Raw genomic sequence first — 21,041 nt, forward strand, 5'->3', positions numbered from 1 at the left:
CTTATATGATTGATACGTTTTTTGTACAAACTACTTTTTTTATCATATATACTGCCTGTTCTAGTTCTTCATTCGTTACAATAAGTGGCGGTAATAGTCTTATAACATTAGGTCCTGCTTGTAATACGAGAAGTCCTTCTTCTTCTAGTTGTTCTATAAAACTTGCAACTTCATGCGTACATTCAATTCCAACCATAAGCCCCTTACCACGTATATTTTGAATACATTCGACATGTCGTAATTCCTCTTGCAACTTCTGTAATACGTACTCGCCCTTTTCCTTTACTTCTTTTAAAAACGATGGTCTTTTAATTATTTGCAATACTTCTTTCGCCGCAGCCATTGCAACATAATTTCCACCAAACGTTGAACCATGTGACCCTGCAGGAAACGATATTCCAAGTTCTTTCCGGCCAATCATTGCTCCAACTGGAATGCCATTTCCAAGCGCCTTAGCAGTAGTAACGATATGAGGTGTTATTCTCATTTGTTCGTAAGCAAATAATGTCCCTGTTCTTCCGATTCCTGTTTGGACTTCGTCTATAATAAATAAGGACCCGAACTTCTTACATAATGCTTCAATCGCTTTCAAAAAAGATAGATCAGCAGGTATGACTCCTCCCTCTCCTTGAACAACTTCGATCATTACTGCCGCAACTTCTTCATTCATTACTTCCTCTAATGCCTTTATATCGTTAAATGGTGTATGTAAAAAAGATGGAAGGAGCGGACCAAATCCTTCTTTCACTTTATTTTGTCCCGTCGCACTCATCGTTCCGAATGTTCTACCGTGAAAAGATTGCTCGCATGTTACGACGAGAGATTTTTCAGTATGCTTACGGGCTAGCTTCAAAGCAGCTTCATTCGCCTCTGCCCCGCTATTACAGAAGAACACATAATCTAATGCTATGTTTTCTGTTAATAATGACGCGACTTCTTCTTGTAAGCTGTTTGTAAACAGGTTAGATATATGCCATATTTCATGCAGTTGCTCTTGTACAGCTTTCATAACAGTAGAATGACAATGTCCTAAATTACATACACCGATTCCTGATGTGAAATCTAAATATTGCTTACTGTTATTATCAATGACTTTCGTTCCTTTTCCCTTTACAAACTCAATCTTTCTTCTCCCATACGTTTGAAAAAGATGACTTGTCATGCAATACTCACACCCCTCGTTACCGTCGTTCCGATACACTCACCTGTAACCTCGGTAAAATCCTTCATCCCATTTACGATACTAATCTTTTGCACTCCCATTTTTAATGATGCTAGTGCTGCCTGTACTTTCGGAATCATCCCACCGGTAATAACACCGTTTTCTATAAAATTAACAATCTCAAATTCGTCGGTTTTCTTTACTAACTTTCCTTCATGCAATACCCCATCTACATCTGTAATAAAAATGAGTTCTTTTGCAGATAATGCGGCCGCAATCCCAGCTGCAGCGGTATCCGCATTTATGTTATAAATCTCATTATCATTTATGCCGACCGGAGCAATAACAGGAATATAATTCATATTTATTAATCCTTTTAGTAAGGCCGTTTCGACATACCTTACTTCTCCCACATATCCTATCTCCTCACTGACAGGTTGAACTTGAAGTAGATTGCCGTCACATCCTGAACAACCTACCGCTCGTAAATTATGCTTTTGTAAATTCATTACGAGTTTTTTATTCGTACTTCCACATAACACCATTTGAACAACATCCATAACTTCTTTTGGTGTTACCCGTAATCCATCTCTTTTTTCTACGTTGATGTTACAATCTTTTAATTGGGCATCAATTTCTGGGCCACCACCATGAACAATCACTACTTTATACTTCTGTTGTAATTTCTTTATGCAATCAAAAAACACATCATTTAATTGATCCAACATACTACCGCCGCATTTCACTACAATATAATCGCTCATCTTCCCTCTCCTTATGTACGATAACAAGCGTTTATTTTCACATATTCATAACTTAAGTCACAGCCCCAAGCTGATCCGGTCTCTTCACCTAAATGTAAATACACATCAATGACTATTTCATCTTCTTGTAATCTCTCTTTCATTTCCTCTTCAGAAAACATTTGAGGTTCACTATTTTTCAGCACAACGATAGATTGAAGAGTAATATCAATTGTATTTGGATTAATCGCTACTTCACTTTGTCCAATGCTGCTAATAATTCGCCCCCAGTTTGGGTCTTCACCATGTATTGCTGTTTTCACAAGACTCGAACCGACTATTTGTTTTGCGATTTTCTTTGCCTCTTCATTCGTTTGAGCTCCTAGCACATTTACTTCTATTAACTTCGTAGCGCCTTCACCATCTTGTGCAATTTTTTTTGCTAAATCTTCACATACCTTCTGTAAGGCAAATATGAAAGTTTCCCAATCTGCATGTTCCATATCGATTGGTTTCGTTTCTGATAATCCACTTGCCATAGCGATGACCATATCATTCGTAGAAGTATCGCCATCCACCGTAATTTGATTAAATGTATGATTCGTTATTTGTGATAATGCGGTTTGCAATACGTCATGCTCTATATGAGCGTCTGTCGTAATAAAACTTAGCATCGTTGCCATATTTGGATGAATCATCCCTGAACCTTTCGCAACACCAGCAATCATCACTTTCTTTCCATCAATCATCATCTCATAGCAAGTTTCTTTCGTTATAAGATCCGTCGTTAAGATTGCTTCAGAAAAAGAATGAGCTTCATTTTCTTCCTTCGCCGGGATAAGAGTTGCAATTCCCTTTCGGATTATATCCATCGGCAACGGAACACCAATTACACCTGTTGAAGCTACTGCAACATAATTTTCTTTCACTCCAAAATGTTCCGCCCCTAATGCACGCATCTCGTATGCATCTTGTAATCCTTTCATCCCTGTACAAGCATTTGCATTTCCACTATTGACGATAATAGCTTGTAATTTCCCCTCAGTCGTTATACTATCCTTCGTTACTTGCAAGGGGGCTGCTTGTATTTGATTTGTTGTATAAACAGCAGCACATGATGCTGGTGTATCACAAACGATTGCCCCTAAATCCTTTTTCTCCTTTTTCAAACCAATTGCATTGCCAATGGCCGAGAAACCTTTTGGAGTTACAATCGAACCATTTTCTACTTTTGTAATAGACGCTACTTTAATCATCATGTCCCCCCTTATAGATAAAGCGGCATATGTTGTAAACCTGTTGTTTCTTCTAGTCCCGCTATTATGTTTGCATTTTGAATTGCTTGCCCAGCCGCACCTTTCATCATATTGTCTATAACAGAAACGACTGTCACTCTTCCTGTTCTTTCATCGTAAGCTATCCCCATATCACAATAATTTGAGCCCCTCACTTCTTTCGGACTTGGAAACTCTCCTTGCAGACGAATTCGAATGAAAGGCGATTGTTCATACGTTTCTTCATATAATTTTTGAAGTTGTTCTATTTCCATTTCTCGTTTTACTTTCGCATAAAGTGTAACCATAATCCCCCGTGATATCGGTATTAAATGTGTACTAAACGTGATTGGCTTCGTTTCCCTATTCCACTCCGCAAGCATTTGCTCAATCTCAGGAACGTGTTGATGCTCATTTACTTTATAAATACGCAAGTTATCGTATAACTCAGGAAAGTGAGTCATCGTTGTTGGCGTTTTTCCTGCTCCAGATACTCCTGATTTCGCATCAATAATAATCGAATCTTCTTCAATTATGCCGCTACGAACTAATGGCAATGTCGCTAATAATGCAGCTGTAGCAAAACATCCTGGGTTTGCAATTAAATTTGCATTTTGAACCTCGGACCTTTTCCATTCACTTAGCCCATATACAGCTTTACTAAGAATTTCTCCTTTTGCAGCTGCCCTTTTGTACCACTGTTCATATATGAAAGGATCTTTCATACGAAAGTCTCCAGATAGGTCAATTACTTTTAAACCTACTGCTAATAATTTTGGAGTTAGCTCTGCTGATACTCCTGCCGGGGTTGCCAAAAATACAATTTCTGCTTCTTTCACTATTTCCTCCGCATCAATTTCTTGTAACGTATGAACAAGAACATTTTGAAAATGCGGATATACATTTGTTATACACTCGCCAACTTGTGAAAAAGAATGGAGAGATGCTATCGAAAAATATGGATGTTGCTCTAATAACCGAATTAATTCAATACCTCCATACCCAGTTGCTCCAATAATCGCGACCTTCATATGCTCCTCCTCATATCGATTCTTTAAATTAAGTATGATTATAATATTGTATATTTATAGAGTCAATTAAATATTTATAAATTTTACAAACTTAAAAAACTTAATTTTACTAGAAAAATAATATGCACAACCGAATTTTTATACAAAAATAGTGCATAGTAGTTTTTTTATTTCACTTCAAGTACAATAAAACAATACATACGTACATACAGGCGGGGAAAACATGAATGAAAAATTAATTGAGAAAATGATTATAAAAAGTTTTCAGCAATATCAATGTAGTCCTATGTCAAATGAGGATCAGGAAATGCTTGTTAAACATATTCAAGCAATAATTCATTCAAATACTAAAATTGATGTATACGAGGCAGTTGAGGATATCGTTTACGATTATGTGACTGGAAAATAAAAAATAGGAGATTTCCATATGGAAATCTCCTATTTTTTACTTAATGATTTACCTGCAACACGCTCAAATAAACCTGGGAATAAAGCATACAGTTTCGGACCAATGCCCATCCATTTCGGTAAATTTACTTCACGCTTTTTCGTTTGCATCGATTTTACAATTTGCTCTGCTACATATGTTGGTTTTAACATGTATCGTCCCATATTTTTCACATATGTACCGGATTGATCAGCTATTTCAAAAAAGTTTGTATCTATCGGACCTGGATTAATCGCTGTTACGAAAACATTCGTACTAGACAACTCCATGCGTAAACTATTCGTAAATCCTAGTACTGCATGTTTCGTTGCTGCATACGCACTCGATTTCGGCGTTGCAATTTTCCCAGCAAGTGAAGCAATATTAATAATATGCCCTTCGTTTCTTTTCACCATATAAGGTAGTACCGCTTTCGTGCAAGCTACTAATCCAAATACATTTACTTGGAACATATCTTTCACTTCATCCATTGACGCATCTTCAAACGTTTTAAAAATACCAAATCCCGCATTGTTTACTAATATATCAATACGTCCTACCTCTTGTAATACTTTTGAAAAAACAGATTGTACTTCTGTCTCTTCACTTACATCTAATACATAATAATAGCAAGGCGTATTATAAGTTTCTTTAATTTTGTCTGCTAGCGCTTTTAATTTCTCTTCTGTTCTAGCCATTAATACTGGAGTCGCCCCCTGCTCTGCAACTTGCATTGCAACTTGCTCTCCAATTCCACTAGAAGCACCTGTAATGACGATTACTTTATTTTGTAAACGTCCCGTCATTGCTGTCACCTACTTTGCATAATAAATCAATTGTTGCGAAGATTCATCAATCATCACTTGTTGATTATATGCTAAAAAGTCTAATTGTCCAACCGTTTCTGAAATAGTAAGTGGCAATTGTTCCTTATACAATACCGGAAATAGTTTTACACATACTTCAAATGCTGTCATTGGTTTTTCCTTTAATAACTCAAGCACTTTAAATGCACGTGTTTCTTGCTTTTGTAATCTCGTTTCAATAAGTTGTTTCACATGGAGAACATCTTCTCCATGTCCTGATAAAATGCGTGAAATATTCATTTCACTTAAACGCTTTAACGTTTGATTATATTGTAATAACGGGCGCGCCCTTTCTGTTTGTCCTTCATATGGTGGTTCTAATATTGGATTCGAAGAAATATGACTAATGAGAGCATCCCCTCCAATTAGTATTCCATCAGATTCTCTATATAATGAAATATGAGTGGAAGCATGACCCGGTGTTTCAATTACTGTAAAACCAGGCATTGAATCAATACGATCTCCCTCTCTCACAGTATGCGTTAACGATCTATTACAAGAATATTTCAATGTCCTTGTCGTCAATAACGCCTCGTCTTTCAAAAACGCTGCTGGAACACCAAATTGCAAGGCTGTCTCTCTAAAAAACTCATGATACCGCTTTAAAAACTCTGGATTTTGCGTAATCCACGGCTCGTTCCAAGGATGTCCAATAATGTTCGTTTTCTCAGAAAATATATTTAAAAGCCCACAATGATCCGCATGATGATGCGTAATGACTACTGTTTCAATATCTTCTAGCGCATATCCTAATGCACCTAATTGACTCTCTAACGCACTTCTTGCCTCCTCTGTATTCGTCCCTGTATCAATTAATGTTAATGTCTCCCCCTCAACTAAAAACACATTTACAGTTTCAACTGCAAATGGCACAGGAATCTCCATTCGGTGAATCGCCGTCATGCTTAGCCCCCCTGTCTCTTTCCGATTCAAAAATGAATACTTCTTCAGTTTACAACTTCTATATATATTTGTCATTATTTTCAGATAAAAAGAGGTGTTTCCTATTTAAAAACGAATGTATGTACATTTATAAGAATTTCTAACCAAATTTAAAGGAGGAACATCATGTCTATTCAAAACATTTCCTTTCTCGGTGCAGGCTCTATTGCTGAAGCGATTATTGGTGGCTTATTACATGCAAACGTTGTGAAAGGCGAACAAATTACCGTAAGTAATCGTTCTAACGAGACAAGGTTGCAGGAGCTACATAAAAAATATGGCGTCAAAGGAACACATAATAAAAAAGAACTACTTACTGATACAAATATTCTTTTTCTAGCCATGAAACCAAAAGATGTTGCAGAAGCGCTTACCCCTTTTAAAGAAGACATACATAATAACCTGCTTATTATTTCGTTATTAGCAGGTGTTTCTACTCATTCAATTAGAAATCTACTTCAAAAAGACGTTCCGATTATTCGTGCCATGCCAAATACATCTGCAGCTATTTTAAAATCAGCTACTGCTATCTCGCCTTCTAAACATGCAACAAAGGAACATATTCAAACTGCCATAGCTTTATTTGAAACGATCGGTCTCGTCTCTGTTGTAGAGGAAGAAGATATGCATGCTGTCACTGCATTATCTGGAAGTGGGCCTGCTTATATTTATTACGTAGTAGAAGCGATGGAAGAAGCCGCAAAAGAAATCGGTTTAAAAGAAGATGTTGCAAAGTCACTTATTCTTCAAACAATGATTGGTGCTGCTGAAATGCTAAAAGCAAGTGAAAAACATCCTTCTATTTTGCGAAAGGAAATTACTTCTCCTGGTGGAACGACCGAAGCAGGCATTGAAGTATTACAAGAACATAAATTTCAACAAGCACTTATTTCCTGTATTACACAGGCAGCGCAACGATCACATAACCTTGGGGAAACGTTAGAACAATTAACAAAAGAAAAATAAAAAATGGAGCTCAATCTTACTTGAGCTCCATTTTTTTATAAACATATATTGTTTAGTTATTCGTCTTCCCAAAAATCTCTTCTTGCAGACGACGACCAGTCGGTGTTGCTGCAAGTCCACCTTCAGCTGTTTCACGAAGTGCTACTGGCATCGTTTGTCCAATTCTAAACATCGCCTCAATTACTTCATCACATGGAATCGTACTCGTTACACCAGCTAATGCTAAATCAGCTGAAATCATCGCATTTGCAGCTCCTGCTGCATTACGTTTTACGCAAGGTACTTCTACAAGTCCTGCAACAGGATCGCATACTAAACCAAGCATGTTCTTTAATGAAATTGCCATCGCTGTAGCTGCTTGGTCTTGTGTTCCACCAGCCATTTCAACTGCAGCTGCAGCTGCCATTCCACTTGCTGAACCAACTTCAGCTTGGCATCCTCCCGCTGCACCAGAAATACAAGCGTTATTCGCAACAACCATACCGAAAGCTCCCGCTGTAAATAAGAATTCAATCATTTCTTCACGTGTAGGCTGCAATTTTTCTCTTAGTGCAAATAGTACACCTGGCACTGTTCCAGCAGACCCTGCTGTTGGTGTTGCACAAATAATTCCCATCGCTGCGTTTACTTCATTTGTTGCAACAGCTTTACTCACTGCGTCCAAAATCGTATCTCCAGATAAGCCTTTTCCACTCTTCATATACGCCTGAACTTTTACAGCATCTCCACCAGTTAAACCAGTTGATGATTTCACTCCGCGAATACCACGTTCTACCGCTTGCTCCATCACGACTAAGTTCTTTTCCATACCAGCAATTACTTCTTCACGTGAAATACTTCTTGTTTCCATTTCACATTGAATCATAATTTCTGCGATTTTTACATTTTGTTCTTTAGCTTGCGCCACTAGTTCCGCTGCGTTCCGAAACATGGTGTGTCCCCCCTGCAATTATTCCATAATAGTTACTTGACAAATATTTTGTTGCGCTTTTATTTCTTCAATCACTTCATCTGCCAATATTTCATCTGTTTCGATGACCATAAGCGCTCTTCTTCCTTTTTCCTTACGAGAAACACTCATTGTACTAATGTTAATCTCGTGTTTCGCAAGGATTGAAGCTACTGCTGCAATAGCACCGAAGCGATCGTTATTTACAATAAGTAGTGCTGGACTCGTGCCTGATAATTGAAGATCGAATCCGTTTAATTCTACAACTTCAATTTTACCGCCACCAATTGAGCAAGCAACAACTTCAATTTCTTCTTCACCTTTATACAAACGAATTCTCGCTGTATTTGGGTGAGGTGCATTGGCATCCTCTTCAATAAATTCCACTTCAATTTCGCGCTCTTTTGCTATCTCTAGCGCCTCTGGAATACGTAAGTCATCTGTTTCAAACCCTAATATCCCACCTATTAGCGCTACATCTGTACCATGCCCACGATACGTTTTTGCAAATGATCCATATAATGAAATGCTTACTCTTTCTGGTTCATGACGAAACAGCTGGCGAGCAACTTGCCCCATTCTTGCTGCGCCTGCTGTATGTGAACTTGATGGACCAATCATAACTGGACCGATAATATCAAATACTGAGCGATACTTCATCATAACTCCCCCTAAACCTCTATGAAAAAATTTTTTACTATTCTATTAAGCTACCAAATCGGTTGCTTTTCCAGTTGTACTACGAATTTGTTCCGCTATACGAATTGGATCGTTTTTGAATAACAGTGAAGCGATATATCCTGAAATAATACCAGTTATAATATGAAATAAGAAACTTAGCATTACCTTCATTTACACATAATATAAGATAATCTACAGTAAAGTCTTGTAGCAATCCAAAGTTTAACACAGAACCCCTTACAAGCATAGCATAAACAAGTGAAACGCCCATTGCTTTCATACCTTTTGATGCCTTAAAGCTAAAAAGTGAAAAAGGCTTCATACAAATAATAGTAATGTCCTTCCTATTATAATTTCCATGTTGCCCTCTCACAATTTATTCAACTTCACTTGTTATGATAAACGTCTCAAACACATGTAGCCTACAGTAAATTATAATCTGTCCTCATTATAGCTTGTTTTTAATAAAACGCTTACTTTTAATGAATTTTAAAAGTTCTGAATAACAATCCATTTTTGCTATTTGTACTACTTGTATGTCGTCCGACTTATATAACAGTTTTTCTAAACAATCGATACTATGTTGTTTCATCTTATATCTTTACATCATTAAAACTTTCTGTTTCATCCTATATAAGCGTAAAATGATAACAGTTTTATTTTTATTTTTTTTTAGAAATAAAAAAATGGCAACCTTTCGTCACCATTTTTTCACAACATTATTATCTGTCCACTGGAAATGATTTTAAATCTGTAGCTATTTCTGTATTAGAAAATAGCTCTCTTGCCTCTTTCAATAATTCCTTATATGTATCCCCTTGATAACGAGAACTAATATGAGTTAATATTAATCGTTTTGCATTTGCCTGAAGTGCAATACTTGCAGCTTGCTTAGATGTGGAATGGAAATAATCATAAGCTTGTTGTTCATCTTCTGCTGCAAAAGTTGCTTCATGAACAAGTACGTCAGCGTCTTGTGCTAGCTCTCTACTCGCTTCACAATATCTCGTATCACCTAAAATGGTAATAATTCTTCCCTTTTGAGGTGGGCCGATAAAATCTTTTCCGTTTAGTATCGTACCATTTTCCAATTCAACCACTTCTCCATCTTTTAAACGTTTAAAGAGTGGACCTGGTTTCACGCCCATCTCCAGCAATTTATCGACTAAAAGGGCGCCTTGTATATCTTTCTCTATAATACGATACCCAAAACATTCAATACCGTGTGACAATCTTTTCGTTTCCACATGAAATTCATTATCTTCAAACACAGTACCTTCTTCTGTTATCTCAACAATTTCAAGCGGGTATTTTACATGTGTCGTACTTACTGATAATGCGACTTCAATAAATTGTTTAATTCCTTTTGGTCCATACACTGTTAGAGGTGTAGTCCCTCCTTGGAACGAACGGCTTCCTAATAAACCAGGCAATCCAAAAATATGATCACCATGTAAATGCGTAATAAATATTTTTTCAATGCGGCGTGGGCGTACTGATGTATGTAATATTTGATGTTGCGTCGCCTCGCCACAATCAAATAACCAAGTCTGTCCTCGTTCTTCTAACAATTGCAAAGCAATTGCTGAAACGTTCCTTCCTTTCGAAGGAACACCTGCACCAGTTCCTAAAAATACAAATTCCACTTTCTTTCCTCCAGCTCTTTATATAATCTACCTTTCATCTTACGGAATGTTATTTCAAATGGCAAATCGAATTTACATAACCAATCATCTAGACAACTATATATCACGAACGTTATACTCAAAAAACTTAGCAATCGTTCGTGTTTTATGTTAAAATGATTATACTACATTTTAAGGGAGCGTTTTATTATGAAAGAAGCATTTCGTTTACAAACTGATTTTTCATCTTCATTTGATCGCTGGGTAAGTTCTTTCGTGTCTGATCACCCAGCACAATTAGAATGGACGACTTTGAAAGAATTAATCCATGAATATACAACAACACATACAAATGACTCGTTACCAACATATATTTCTTCAGCTTTAACATATTATGCACAACGTGTTTCAACAACAAATCGTTCAGAAATTGTTATTTTTGAAAATGCTACAATCTCATAATCTATAAAAAAAGCACTGTAATCAGTGCTTTTTTTATGTTTATTACGGTATTTATTTTCCAAACTTATTTCCAAAAACCCCCTCTTATTTCCTACTATATAGCCAAGATGAATCTATTTGAGTTTTCAAAAAAATATATTGACACTACAAAATTTCAGTGCTAACATTCAACGTGTAATTGAATATGGTCTCTGTTAGGTGAGGCTCCTGTATAGAGAAACGCTGCTGCCCAAAAATGTCGAGAGACGCCAATGGGTCAACAGGAAAGGTCGGAATGAAGGCCTTTTTTAACGTAGCTGGTTTCAGTACCTATGCTATACAGTGCTAAAACTCAACGAGGGAGAGGTGCGTATATTTTGTCATACACAAAACTGTTTTAATCTATATTTACTAACAGTCTTTGTCGTGGACTCTTTTAACTACGAATTCAGACCTTTACTCGTTTTGAGTAAAGGTCTTTTTACGTATATATGCACCTTACTATGAAACAAACATAGCATATTCAGAAACTACTAAATTGTACGGAGGTGAGGAACAGTTGGCAATTGATGATTCGGCCCAGATACTCATATGTTTTACGTTAATATTTCATCATGTAGGTAGGAAAGAAACTGTTCCTCCTAATTTTAAATAGTCGAGTAACAGCTTGTTTCCTCCTTCATGAAAAAGGAGGAACTACCGATGTTAAATTTACAAAAACAAGAAACGAAACATTCATACGATCAAGATTGTATGAAAACAAATCACAAATTATTAGTGGAAGTCGCAACTCAGGATGCAAACAAAGCGTTACGACTTTTAGAAACAACAGAAAATGGACTCTCTAAAGAAGAAGCGTCTCGTAGACTTTCTTTATATGGCCTTAATGAAATAGCTCATAATAAAACATCACCGTGGTACATTCAATTTCTGCTGGCATTTAAAAATCCATTTATTTTTGTTTTATTAGCTCTCGGCGCACTTTCTTTTTTCACAGATGACATACAAGGAACGATTGTCGTATCTGTAATGGTAATGCTAAGTGCAACGATTCGCTTTTTACAAGAATTTCGTTCTCAAAAAGCTGCAGATCAGTTAAAGGCTATGGTTCGAACAACGGCGAGTGTCTTTAGAATAGATGGATTTGTACACGAAACAAAAAATGTAAAAAATTTAAAGCAAACTGATACAACGGAAATTCCAATTGAGGAACTTGTACCTGGCGATATTATTTCACTTTCAGCCGGAGACATTGTTCCAGCTGATGTGCGTATTTTATCGGCTAAAGATTTATTTGTGAACCAATCTTCTTTAACAGGAGAAGCACTTCCTGTAGAAAAATACGAAAACTGCTACCATACAGAAAATAAACATCTATTACCGAAAAGCACGAAAAAAAATTACAATCCACTCGATATGGAAAATCTTTGCTTCATGGGGACAAATATTGTAAGTGGTAGCGCAAGAGCAGTTGTCATCTCCACAAGTACCGATACGTATTTTGGCTCTTTAGCAAATAAAGTAATCGGTAAGCGCGTAGAAACAAGCTTTGATAAAGGTGTAAACAAAGTAAGCTGGCTTTTAATTACATTCATGCTTATTATGGCACCTATCGTTCTTCTCATTAACGGATTCACAAAAGGGGCTTGGCAAGAAGCTTTCTTCTTCGCTATTGCAATCGCAGTTGGTCTAACACCTGAAATGTTACCAATGATTGTGACTGCTAATTTAGCTAAAGGTGCCGTTAACATGTCTAAACAGAAAGTAATTGTAAAACAGCTGAATTCTATTCAAAACTTAGGTGCTATGAACATTCTTTGTACCGATAAAACAGGAACTTTAACAGAAGATAAAGTTGTACTTGTTCGCCACTTAGATCCTAATGGTAATACATGTAATCGTGTATTACACTTTGCCTATTTAAATAGCTTCTATCAAACAGGATTGAAAAATTTAATAGATAAAGCCGTTATAAAACATACAGAAGAAAATCAAAAATTTGATCCATCTGTTTTTCAAAAGCTAGATGAAATTCCATTTGACTTTGCTCGTCGGCGTATGTCCGTCATTATAAAAAACAATTCAGGTGAACATACAATGGTCTGTAAAGGGGCTGTAGAAGAAATTTTATCTATTTGCAACTACACTGAAATAGATGGCAAAATTGCTTCTCTTACCGATGACATGCGCTTGCATGTAAAGCAACTAAGTGAAACTTTGAATAGTGAAGGTATGCGCGTTATTGCTGTAGCTTATAAAAAAAATAGACCAACAAATAATAAAGAGTACGCCGTACAAGATGAAAATGATATGATTCTCGCTGGATATATTGGCTTTTTAGATCCACCGAAACCATCTGCCGCTACTGCCATTCAAGCATTACAAAAACATGGTGTACAAGTAAAAATTTTAACTGGTGATAACGAAATCGTGACAAAAAAGGTATGTAAAGAAGTTGGATTAAATATTGGCGAGCCTATCCTTGGTTACGAAATCGATGCTTTACCTGATAAAGCATTAGCAAAGCTAGCCGAAGAAACAACTGTTTTTGCTAAACTAAATCCAATGCAAAAATCTCGCATTATACGAGTATTACAAGGAAATGGACACACTGTAGGTTATATGGGAGATGGCATTAACGACGCCGTAGCGTTACGGGAAGCTGACGTTGGCATATGTGTTGATACTGCAACTGATATTGCAAAAGAGTCTTCCGATATTATTCTACTTGAAAAAAGTTTAATGATATTAGAAGCAGGTATTTTAGAAGGACGCACTACATTCGGTAATATTTTGAAATACATTAAAATGACAGCGAGCTCTAACTTCGGAAATGTATTTAGTGTGTTAGTAGCAAGTGCCTTCATTCCTTTCTTGCCGATGCTTGCCATTCACCTTTTAATTCAAAACTTACTTTATGATATTTCACAACTGTCTATCCCATGGGACAAAATGGATAAAGAGTTTTTAGAAAAACCAAGAAAATGGGATACTGCAAATTTACGGAACTTCATTATTTGCATCGGTCCCATTAGTTCCATATTTGATATCATCACCTATGTGGTCATGTGGAACGTCTTCGGTGCAAATACAGCTAGCGAACAATCATTATTCCAATCTGGTTGGTTTGTCGTTGGATTGCTAACACAAACTTTAATTGTTCACATGATAAGAACACAGAAGATTCCGTTTATTCAAAGCGCTGCATCAGTACCGGTTCTTTTATTAACCGCTTGTATTATGGTAATCGGAATTTATATTCCATTCTCGCCACTTGGAGCAGCCGTTGGATTACAAGCATTACCACTTAGCTATTTCCCTTGGTTAGTAGGGATACTATTAGGCTATGCTTTCTTAACACAATTCCTGAAAAATCTTTATATTAAAAAGTTTCATAGCTGGTTATAAAAATGAGAATGAGCGGGTGCTTCCCGCTCATTCTCAAAAACATAACTTGGACTTATATGTATGGAGGTGACCATGATGGTATGGTATGACATTGTACTAAGATTATTTATTGCAATTATTGTAGGTGCTTGCATCGGAATGGAACGACAATGGAGACATAGGATGGCTGGGCTACGGACAAATGCTCTCGTATCACTTGGTGCCTGTATATTTGTTTTATTATCCGTCATGATTGATCACGATGCTAGCCCTTCACGTATTGCCTCTCAAGTCGTCAGTGGGATTGGTTTTTTAGGAGGCGGCGTTATTATCCGCGATGGTTTTAGTATTAGGGGGCTTAATACTGCGGCTACCCTATGGTGCGCAGCTGCTGTTGGTACTCTTACAGGCGCTGGTTTCCTCATTGCAGCTATATTAGGTGCAGCTGGTGTTTTACTAGCAAACATACTACTTCGCCCAATCGCTCTCTTTATGAATCAGAAATCAAAAGAAGAATCACCTGAACAAACGAACTACTTACTTTCTCTCACTTGTTCAGAAGAACATGAAGCCCATATTCGTTTTTTACTTATGCATATGGTAAGTTCTGAAGGCATTGGTTTAAAAGAATTGTATAGTGAAGACGTAGATTCTAATCAAAAAGTATGTATACAAGCGACATTACACTGCAACACAAATACAGCAGTCTTAATTGAAAAAATAGTGAGCAGAATGCTATTAGAATCTGGCGTTACTGCAGCTGATTGGAAAACTTTATTAGATTTAGAAGCAAGTTGAACATAAAAGGTGTCATGATATTTACAGCTTCATGACACCTTCTACATAAACTTATTTTCTAATTTTTGCTGAAAAGACTTTTCTTGCTTACGTAATAATTGACTACCTCGTTGTAAAAGCGGCATTCCATACTTATCATTAATTTGATCAATGACAGCAAGTAGCGGCTCTTCTTTCGCATCTTCTTCAAATGAAAACAAATCTAATTGCTTCACCGATTCAGTCTTCCACTCTATTTCAGTAGCTGTAACACCTAATAAACGAACGGAATCGCCATCCCAATGTTGCTTCCATAAACGAGAGGCCGCTTGAAAAATATCTCGTTCTTCCCAAATGGCATTTTTCAATTGCTTACTCCTCGTTACTGTCCGCCTATCATGATATTTAATCATAATTTGAATATTATAACTGACAAGAGTTCGCTTTTGTAATCTTTTACTCACTGATTTTGATAGCCTTTCTAACATATCAAGTAATTCTTTTTCTTCATCCATATCCTTTGAAAAAGTCATCGAATTACCAACGCTTTTATGTTGTCCCATTTGACTCGGATCAACTTCTCTATCATCCACACCTTTTGCCCTTCTTTGTAAATCAACACCATGCTTTCCAATTTTAGCGCGAATGATATGTTCATTTCCTTTTGCTAACTGTTCAATTGTTTGTATATGAATATCTTTTAATTTCTCAGCTGTTTTTTCTCCAATTCCATGCATCGCTCCAACCGGAAGTGGCCAAATCATTTCTGGAATATCTCGTTTTCGGAGCACGGTAATACCGAGAGGCTTTTTCATATCAGAAGCTGTTTTTGCTAAGAAAAGGTTCGGAGCAATCCCGATGCTACACGGAAGCTGCAATTCTGTTAATAACGCCTGCTGAATCATCTTTGCTATTTCAAGAGGTGAACCGAGTGCGTAACAGTCTGTAATATCTAAATACCCCTCATCTATTGAGACTGGTTGTATTTTTTCCGTAAAACGGGAAAGAATTTGAAACATTTGAAATGAAGCTTCGCGATATAATGTAAAATTAGGGCGCCTTACAATTAATTGCGGACATAACCTTTTCGCTTCCCAAAGTGGCATCGTTGTACGTATTCCATATTCTCTCGCCTCATAACTACATGTTATGATAATTCCTTTTCTTTCTTTTTCATTTCCAGCAACCGCTAACGGCTTCCCTTGTAACGATGAGTCATGAGCAATTTCAACAGATGCGAAAAAACAATTCATATCTACATGTAAAATAACACGACCTTTTTTTGGATACATTTCTCGCATAGTACTCACCCCCTAATCAGAACGTTCGTTCTTTTATTATAGCAAATTTTGCACAATAATTATAATTATTACTTGTTCTTTTCCATCATATTTATTGCTATAATTTAAATGAAGTGGATATTTTTGTAATTAGGGGTGATTATTATGAAATCAACTGATAAACTCAATTATACGTTTCTCATAATTATACTAATCGTCGCAATCAATTATTTACTTCTTCCTATATTTGATATAAACATAGCTGGTTTCTTTCCTCGTCTAGTCCATGTAGTAACAACTTACATACTGCCATGGATTTTCTTGTATTGGCTTATCCGCCTTGTAAAAGCAATCGAATCAAAGTAAAAAGCGTGTAAATCACAATTGATTTACACGCTTTTTTGTTATATTATTTCGCTACTTCCTCTATGATTGCAACAACTAATTCTGCTGTTTTCGCTAATTCTTCAACAGGAATCTTTTCGTTTGTTGTATGAATTTCTTCATAACCAACTGCTAAGTTAACTGTTGGAATTCCGTGTCCAGCAATTATGTTTGCATCACTTCCGCCACCACTTTGGTGAAGAGAAGGTGTACGACCAATTTTTTCAGCTGCGCGTTTTGCAACTTCTACAACATGATCGCCATCAGCAAATTTAAATCCTGGATACATAACCTTTACTTCAACATCTGCTTGGCCGCCCATTTCTTTTGCAGTTGTTTCAAATGCTTCTTTCATTTTCGCAACTTGTACTTCCATTTTTTCATTGATTAAAGAACGCGCTTCTGCAAAGATTTGTACATGATCGCAAACGATATTCGTTTGTGTACCACCTTCAAAACGTCCAATATTTGCAGTTGTTTCAGAATCAATACGACCAAGTGGCATTTTCGCAATTGCTTTCGCTGCGATAGTAATTGCAGATACACCTTTTTCTGGTGCTACACCAGCATGAGCTGTTTTCCCGCGAATAATCGCATTCACTTTCGCTTGTGTTGGAGCTGCAACAACGATTTCGCCAACTTTCCCATCGCTATCTAACGCGTAACCATATTTCGCTGTAATGCGCTCACGATCTAATGCTTTTGCACCAACAAGACCAGATTCTTCTCCAACTGTAATAATAAATTCAATTGTACCATGAGGGATATTTTTTTCTTTTAAAACACGGATTGCTTCGAACATGGATGCTAATCCCGCTTTATCATCCGCCCCTAAAATCGTAGTACCATCTGATACGATATATCCATCTTTAATAGAAGGCTTAATTCCATTACCAGGAACTACTGTATCCATATGAGAAGTAAAGTAAATTGTATCAACACCATCTTTTGTTGCTGGTAATGTACAAATTAAGTTACCTGCACCATGCCCAGTAACAGCCATTGTATCATCTTCAAATACTTCTACACCTAAATCTGTAAATTTCTTTGTTAATACTTTGCAAATTTCTGCTTCAAATTTCGTTTCAGAATCTACTTGTACTAACTCCATAAATTCATTTACTAAACGTTCTTGATTAATCATAAGACTGCGCCTCCTGCACTACCATTATGTATGTAACACTATTAATTATAACAGAATTTCGCAAAAGTTTCGAAATACAAGACAAAAAACAGACGGTTTATATGTCTAGATAACCATCTGCTTTCTATTACTCATTTAACAATACCCAGCGCATATGATCTTCCCACACTCCATTAACCATTAACATCTTCCTAGACACGCCCTCATACTGAAAACCTATCTTCGTTACAACTTGTATAGATGCTAAATTTCGTGGCATAATCGGTGCTTCTATACGATGTAATTGAAATTCCTCAAAAGCAACTTGAATCGCTTTTCTAAGCGCTTCTGTCGTATAACCTTTGTTTAACTCTTCCTTATCTAATTTATAGCCGAGTACACAAGATTGGTAAATTCCACGAACAATTAAATTAAATGAAATACATCCAATTATTTTCGTATCATCACCTTTTTTAAAAATCCAAAGTCTGATGATTTTACCTTCTGCGATCTCTTTTCTATCCTTTTGTAACTTTTTCTTTTGATAATCTAACGTAAAAAAATCATCCGGTCTATACTCTTCCCAGGCTTTTAAAAATTCACGATTTCTGTCGTAATATTGAAGAACTTTTTCAGCATACGACTCATCAATTTCCCTTAAATGTAAACGATTTGTTTCATATATTTTCATCATCGTATCTCCATTCTTCAGCTTGCATAACAAAAAACTTATACCCTATCATTCTTATATATTCTCTACGTACATACAAATTTCCTGTTATACTTTACACACACTTCTCGAATTTTGTCATTTCTCTCCCCCTTGTCCACAATATCATTTCTCGTTACAATGATATTGTACTGATTTGCAAGGAGGTTTAACGATGCATAAAAAAGCTCAAAAAGTTATGATTTATGTAATGCTAATTTCTATGCTTGTAACAACATTACTTGCTGGCGCAAGTATGTTTTGGTAAAAAGGACGATCTGTTCGTCCTTTTTTTACTTTTTACACATAATAAAATAAACCATCTCGAAATCGAGATGGTTTATTTTATGTAAAGCACAATCGCTACAATACTAAAGAAAAATGACATTACAAGTGCTATCACAAAACTTGTATATTGTTTCTGCTGAAATGCCCCAATAACAAAAGTAAGATTAAGTAATGCCATACATACAATCGCTACAAGATAAGAACATATATTAAAAGTTGCCAATATGAATGTAATAATAAATAGAAATCCCATAAAAAACTGCATATACGAAAGTTTTGGATTCAAGTACATATGAGCAACCCCTTTATCTCATTTTATCTTTCTATACTCTCATTAACGCATGGTTATGTACACATGTCAAGACAACTTATTACAATAGAAAAAGCCAACTTTTCCGTTGACTTTTTCATATGCAATGGCTCCTTTTTCTTTTGCCAATTGCTGAAATGACTTTTTCGATTTTACAATCCATACTTTCGTTCCAATTGGAATGCGATCAAATAAATATTCCACATCATTTTTCTTCATTCTTATACATCCTTGTGAAATATACTTTCCAATTGAACTCGGTTGGTTTGTTCCATGTATTCCATATTTACTCCCATCAGTTCCTCTTGCATTAAATCCCATCCACCTAGATCCAAGTGGATTTTTCGGTGATCCCCCAGGAATATTCTTCGCAATATAATATGGGTCCTTTGCTTTCATTACAATATCAAAAGTTCCCTCTGGGGTTAATTCATTTGTTTTTCCTGTCGCGACTGGAAAAACCTTTTGAATCTTTCCATCGTCAATATAAGCTAGTTTATTCGTCGCTTTATTTACAATAATGAAAGGATCACCGGCACGCGGATTATCACCAAGAGGCCAAATAGGCGATAAAGAAAGACATAATAGGAAAGAGAGAAGATACGGCATAGATAATTCCTACCTTCTATATAAGTTCTTTTATATTATCCTTTCCTTTAAAGCGACTTTTAATGAGTAAATATTGTTCCATTTCGTATACAAGTTGAACAAGTTTCGCACGTATCTCAAATTCTTCACGGGTAGCCGGCAATGGCATATCTCTAAATAATTCTCGCATTTCTTGAAGCTGCCTTAAAGAAATAACCCCGGTACTCTGAGGGCTAATAGCATTTCCAATGTTTTCAACCACATCCGCAATCATGTCCGCTTGTTCATATGTCCATGATAAAGAAGCTGCTAACGGAATCATTCGCTCTAAAATTTCGAATTGTTGCATACGCATATTGAAATAGCGATAGTAATAGTCATCTTCTCGCATAAATGCATTCTCAAGTTTCTTAAACGATAAATCTCTAGCTTCATTTAGCATCTGTTCAGTTTCAATAAGTTCTGCCCCGCTCCAACTACTTTCTCGGTTTCGTAAATATACAACCATTTCAAACAAAATCGTTTTAAAATTATTTTCTATTTTACCTTGATACTCTTTTAGCTTATTTTCACTACTTGGCATATACATATTTACTAATAGAGCCACGCTAATCCCTATCGTTAATATCGCAATTTCATTCCCAACAATAAGCCATGTAATTTGTTTCAATGAATATAGATGCATCACAATAACTGAACTCGTAACAATACCTTCTTGAATTTTAAACATGACTGCAGTCGGAATAAATGTAAGTAATAGTACGCTAATTGCTAGTGGTGTATATCCAATTGTTTCAAAAATACAAAACGCGAACACCATTGATAATACACAGGCTAAAAAACGGTGTAACGACACTTGAAGTGATTTACGTTTCGTATTTTGTACGCATAATATAACTAAAATACCCGCTGAACTATAAAATTCCAACCCTAATAACTGTGCAATAAAAACGGCTGCGCCTGTCCCTATTGCTGTTTTTACTGTACGGTATCCAATTTTGAACATAGCATTGCTCCTATATGTATAAACGTATTTACAGTTAGTATAAAAAAAGGATGACACAATGTCATCCTTTTCTACTTATTAT

23 protein-coding genes and 1 riboswitch are annotated in these 21,041 nt (G+C 36.2%); of the genes, 7 read left to right on the forward strand and 16 right to left on the reverse strand.

Annotation, left to right across the window (positions count from 1 at the left end; genetic code table 11):
• Position 1: 1 nt before the first annotated feature.
• The 4 genes from argD to argC are packed head-to-tail and all read right to left on the reverse strand — an operon-like array spanning position 2 to position 4,210.
• Positions 2-1,162 carry an acetylornithine transaminase gene (gene argD, locus ACTT1L_RS07200; RefSeq protein WP_442821845.1) on the reverse strand — a complete coding sequence of 387 codons (1,161 nt, stop codon included), beginning with the start codon at positions 1,160-1,162 and terminating at the stop codon, positions 2-4.
• A complete protein-coding gene (argB, locus tag ACTT1L_RS07205; RefSeq protein ID WP_001286784.1) occupies positions 1,159-1,926 on the reverse strand; it encodes an acetylglutamate kinase in 768 nt (255 codons plus the stop codon). Before argB ends, argD begins: the two co-directional genes overlap by 4 nt.
• Before the next feature lie 11 nt (positions 1,927-1,937).
• Positions 1,938-3,161: a bifunctional glutamate N-acetyltransferase/amino-acid acetyltransferase ArgJ gene (gene argJ, locus ACTT1L_RS07210; RefSeq protein ID WP_061132221.1), complete on the reverse strand. Its 1,224-nt coding sequence runs from the start codon at positions 3,159-3,161 to the stop codon at positions 1,938-1,940.
• An 11-nt stretch (positions 3,162-3,172) separates the two neighbouring features.
• Positions 3,173-4,210 (reverse strand): N-acetyl-gamma-glutamyl-phosphate reductase, encoded by a 1,038-nt coding sequence (gene argC, locus ACTT1L_RS07215; protein ID WP_074543075.1) that lies wholly within the window; start codon positions 4,208-4,210, stop codon positions 3,173-3,175.
• 223 nt (positions 4,211-4,433) lie between these two features.
• Between argC and ACTT1L_RS07220 the strand changes: the two genes are divergently transcribed.
• Entirely contained in the window at positions 4,434-4,619 is a 186-nt protein-coding gene (locus ACTT1L_RS07220) for a YqzH family protein (RefSeq protein ID WP_001003229.1), read from the forward strand.
• 29 nt (positions 4,620-4,648) lie between these two features.
• Here ACTT1L_RS07220 and ACTT1L_RS07225 read toward each other — a convergent pair whose 3' ends face one another.
• Entirely contained in the window at positions 4,649-5,443 is a 795-nt protein-coding gene (locus ACTT1L_RS07225) for an SDR family oxidoreductase (protein ID WP_000147804.1), read from the reverse strand.
• Positions 5,444-5,452: 9 nt separating this feature from the next.
• Entirely contained in the window at positions 5,453-6,406 is a 954-nt protein-coding gene (locus ACTT1L_RS07230) for an MBL fold metallo-hydrolase (protein ID WP_061132220.1), read from the reverse strand.
• A 165-nt stretch (positions 6,407-6,571) separates the two neighbouring features.
• Between ACTT1L_RS07230 and proI the strand changes: the two genes are divergently transcribed.
• A complete protein-coding gene (gene proI, locus ACTT1L_RS07235) occupies positions 6,572-7,411 on the forward strand; it encodes a pyrroline-5-carboxylate reductase ProI (protein ID WP_000027256.1) in 840 nt (279 codons plus the stop codon).
• 52 nt (positions 7,412-7,463) lie between these two features.
• Here proI and sdaAA read toward each other — a convergent pair whose 3' ends face one another.
• The 4 genes from sdaAA to rnz all read right to left on the reverse strand — a co-directional run bounded on the left by sdaAA (position 7,464) and on the right by rnz (position 10,687).
• On the reverse strand, positions 7,464-8,342 hold the full coding sequence (sdaAA, locus tag ACTT1L_RS07240) for an L-serine ammonia-lyase, iron-sulfur-dependent, subunit alpha (protein ID WP_442821846.1): 879 nt from the start codon (positions 8,340-8,342) through the stop codon (positions 7,464-7,466).
• An 18-nt stretch (positions 8,343-8,360) separates the two neighbouring features.
• A complete protein-coding gene (sdaAB, locus tag ACTT1L_RS07245) occupies positions 8,361-9,020 on the reverse strand; it encodes an L-serine ammonia-lyase, iron-sulfur-dependent subunit beta (RefSeq protein WP_000877446.1) in 660 nt (219 codons plus the stop codon).
• 45 nt (positions 9,021-9,065) lie between these two features.
• A complete protein-coding gene (locus ACTT1L_RS07250; RefSeq protein ID WP_001998205.1) occupies positions 9,066-9,212 on the reverse strand; it encodes a hypothetical protein in 147 nt (48 codons plus the stop codon).
• Positions 9,213-9,763: 551 nt separating this feature from the next.
• Complete coding sequence (gene rnz / locus ACTT1L_RS07255; RefSeq protein ID WP_000397443.1) at positions 9,764-10,687, reverse strand: ribonuclease Z; 924 nt, start codon at positions 10,685-10,687, stop codon at positions 9,764-9,766.
• Positions 10,688-10,876: 189 nt separating this feature from the next.
• Here rnz and ACTT1L_RS07260 point away from each other — a divergent pair, with 189 nt between their 5' ends.
• The 3 genes from ACTT1L_RS07260 (at position 10,877) to ACTT1L_RS07270 (ending at position 15,292) form a co-directional block, all read left to right on the forward strand.
• The gene (locus ACTT1L_RS07260) at positions 10,877-11,128 is read left to right on the forward strand and encodes a DUF3932 family protein (protein ID WP_000656493.1); all 252 of its coding nucleotides are present in this window, start codon (positions 10,877-10,879) and stop codon (positions 11,126-11,128) included.
• Between the two features lie 183 nt (positions 11,129-11,311).
• Positions 11,312-11,479, forward strand: a riboswitch (M-box (ykoK) riboswitch).
• Between the two features lie 330 nt (positions 11,480-11,809).
• Entirely contained in the window at positions 11,810-14,515 is a 2,706-nt protein-coding gene (gene mgtA / locus ACTT1L_RS07265) for a magnesium-translocating P-type ATPase (RefSeq protein WP_442821847.1), read from the forward strand.
• 75 nt (positions 14,516-14,590) lie between these two features.
• The gene (locus tag ACTT1L_RS07270) at positions 14,591-15,292 is read left to right on the forward strand and encodes an MgtC/SapB family protein (RefSeq protein ID WP_442821848.1); all 702 of its coding nucleotides are present in this window, start codon (positions 14,591-14,593) and stop codon (positions 15,290-15,292) included.
• Positions 15,293-15,333: 41 nt separating this feature from the next.
• On the opposite strand, the gene ACTT1L_RS07275 is transcribed toward ACTT1L_RS07270, so the two are convergent.
• Positions 15,334-16,572, reverse strand: coding sequence for a DNA polymerase IV (locus ACTT1L_RS07275; protein WP_001208839.1), 1,239 nt, complete (start codon positions 16,570-16,572; stop codon positions 15,334-15,336).
• Positions 16,573-16,716: 144 nt separating this feature from the next.
• On the opposite strand from ACTT1L_RS07275, the gene ACTT1L_RS07280 reads away from it, so the two are divergent.
• Positions 16,717-16,917 (forward strand): hypothetical protein, encoded by a 201-nt coding sequence (locus tag ACTT1L_RS07280; RefSeq protein ID WP_000842869.1) that lies wholly within the window; start codon positions 16,717-16,719, stop codon positions 16,915-16,917.
• A 43-nt stretch (positions 16,918-16,960) separates the two neighbouring features.
• On the opposite strand, the gene ACTT1L_RS07285 is transcribed toward ACTT1L_RS07280, so the two are convergent.
• A complete protein-coding gene (locus ACTT1L_RS07285; RefSeq protein ID WP_442821849.1) occupies positions 16,961-18,079 on the reverse strand; it encodes a tripeptidase T in 1,119 nt (372 codons plus the stop codon).
• A 127-nt stretch (positions 18,080-18,206) separates the two neighbouring features.
• Positions 18,207-18,752 carry a GNAT family N-acetyltransferase gene (locus ACTT1L_RS07290; protein WP_001993297.1) on the reverse strand — a complete coding sequence of 182 codons (546 nt, stop codon included), beginning with the start codon at positions 18,750-18,752 and terminating at the stop codon, positions 18,207-18,209.
• 190 nt (positions 18,753-18,942) lie between these two features.
• On the opposite strand from ACTT1L_RS07290, the gene prli42 reads away from it, so the two are divergent.
• Positions 18,943-19,035 carry a stressosome-associated protein Prli42 gene (prli42, locus tag ACTT1L_RS07295; protein WP_000549038.1) on the forward strand — a complete coding sequence of 31 codons (93 nt, stop codon included), beginning with the start codon at positions 18,943-18,945 and terminating at the stop codon, positions 19,033-19,035.
• 72 nt (positions 19,036-19,107) lie between these two features.
• Here the strand turns inward: prli42 and ACTT1L_RS07300 are convergent, their stop codons facing one another.
• The 3 genes from ACTT1L_RS07300 to ACTT1L_RS07310 all read right to left on the reverse strand — a co-directional run bounded on the left by ACTT1L_RS07300 (position 19,108) and on the right by ACTT1L_RS07310 (position 20,959).
• Positions 19,108-19,347, reverse strand: a complete 240-nt coding sequence (locus ACTT1L_RS07300) for a DUF3894 domain-containing protein (RefSeq protein WP_000281163.1) — start codon at positions 19,345-19,347, stop codon at positions 19,108-19,110.
• Between the two features lie 66 nt (positions 19,348-19,413).
• Positions 19,414-19,974, reverse strand: coding sequence for a L,D-transpeptidase (locus ACTT1L_RS07305; RefSeq protein WP_001146559.1), 561 nt, complete (start codon positions 19,972-19,974; stop codon positions 19,414-19,416).
• 16 nt (positions 19,975-19,990) lie between these two features.
• Entirely contained in the window at positions 19,991-20,959 is a 969-nt protein-coding gene (locus tag ACTT1L_RS07310; RefSeq protein ID WP_000472680.1) for an aromatic acid exporter family protein, read from the reverse strand.
• Between the last annotated feature and the right edge of the window lie 82 nt (positions 20,960-21,041).

It is taken from the genome of Bacillus sp. FH, from assembly GCF_052216825.1.
GTDB classification, from domain to species: Bacteria; Bacillota; Bacilli; order Bacillales; family Bacillaceae_G; genus Bacillus_A; species Bacillus_A paranthracis.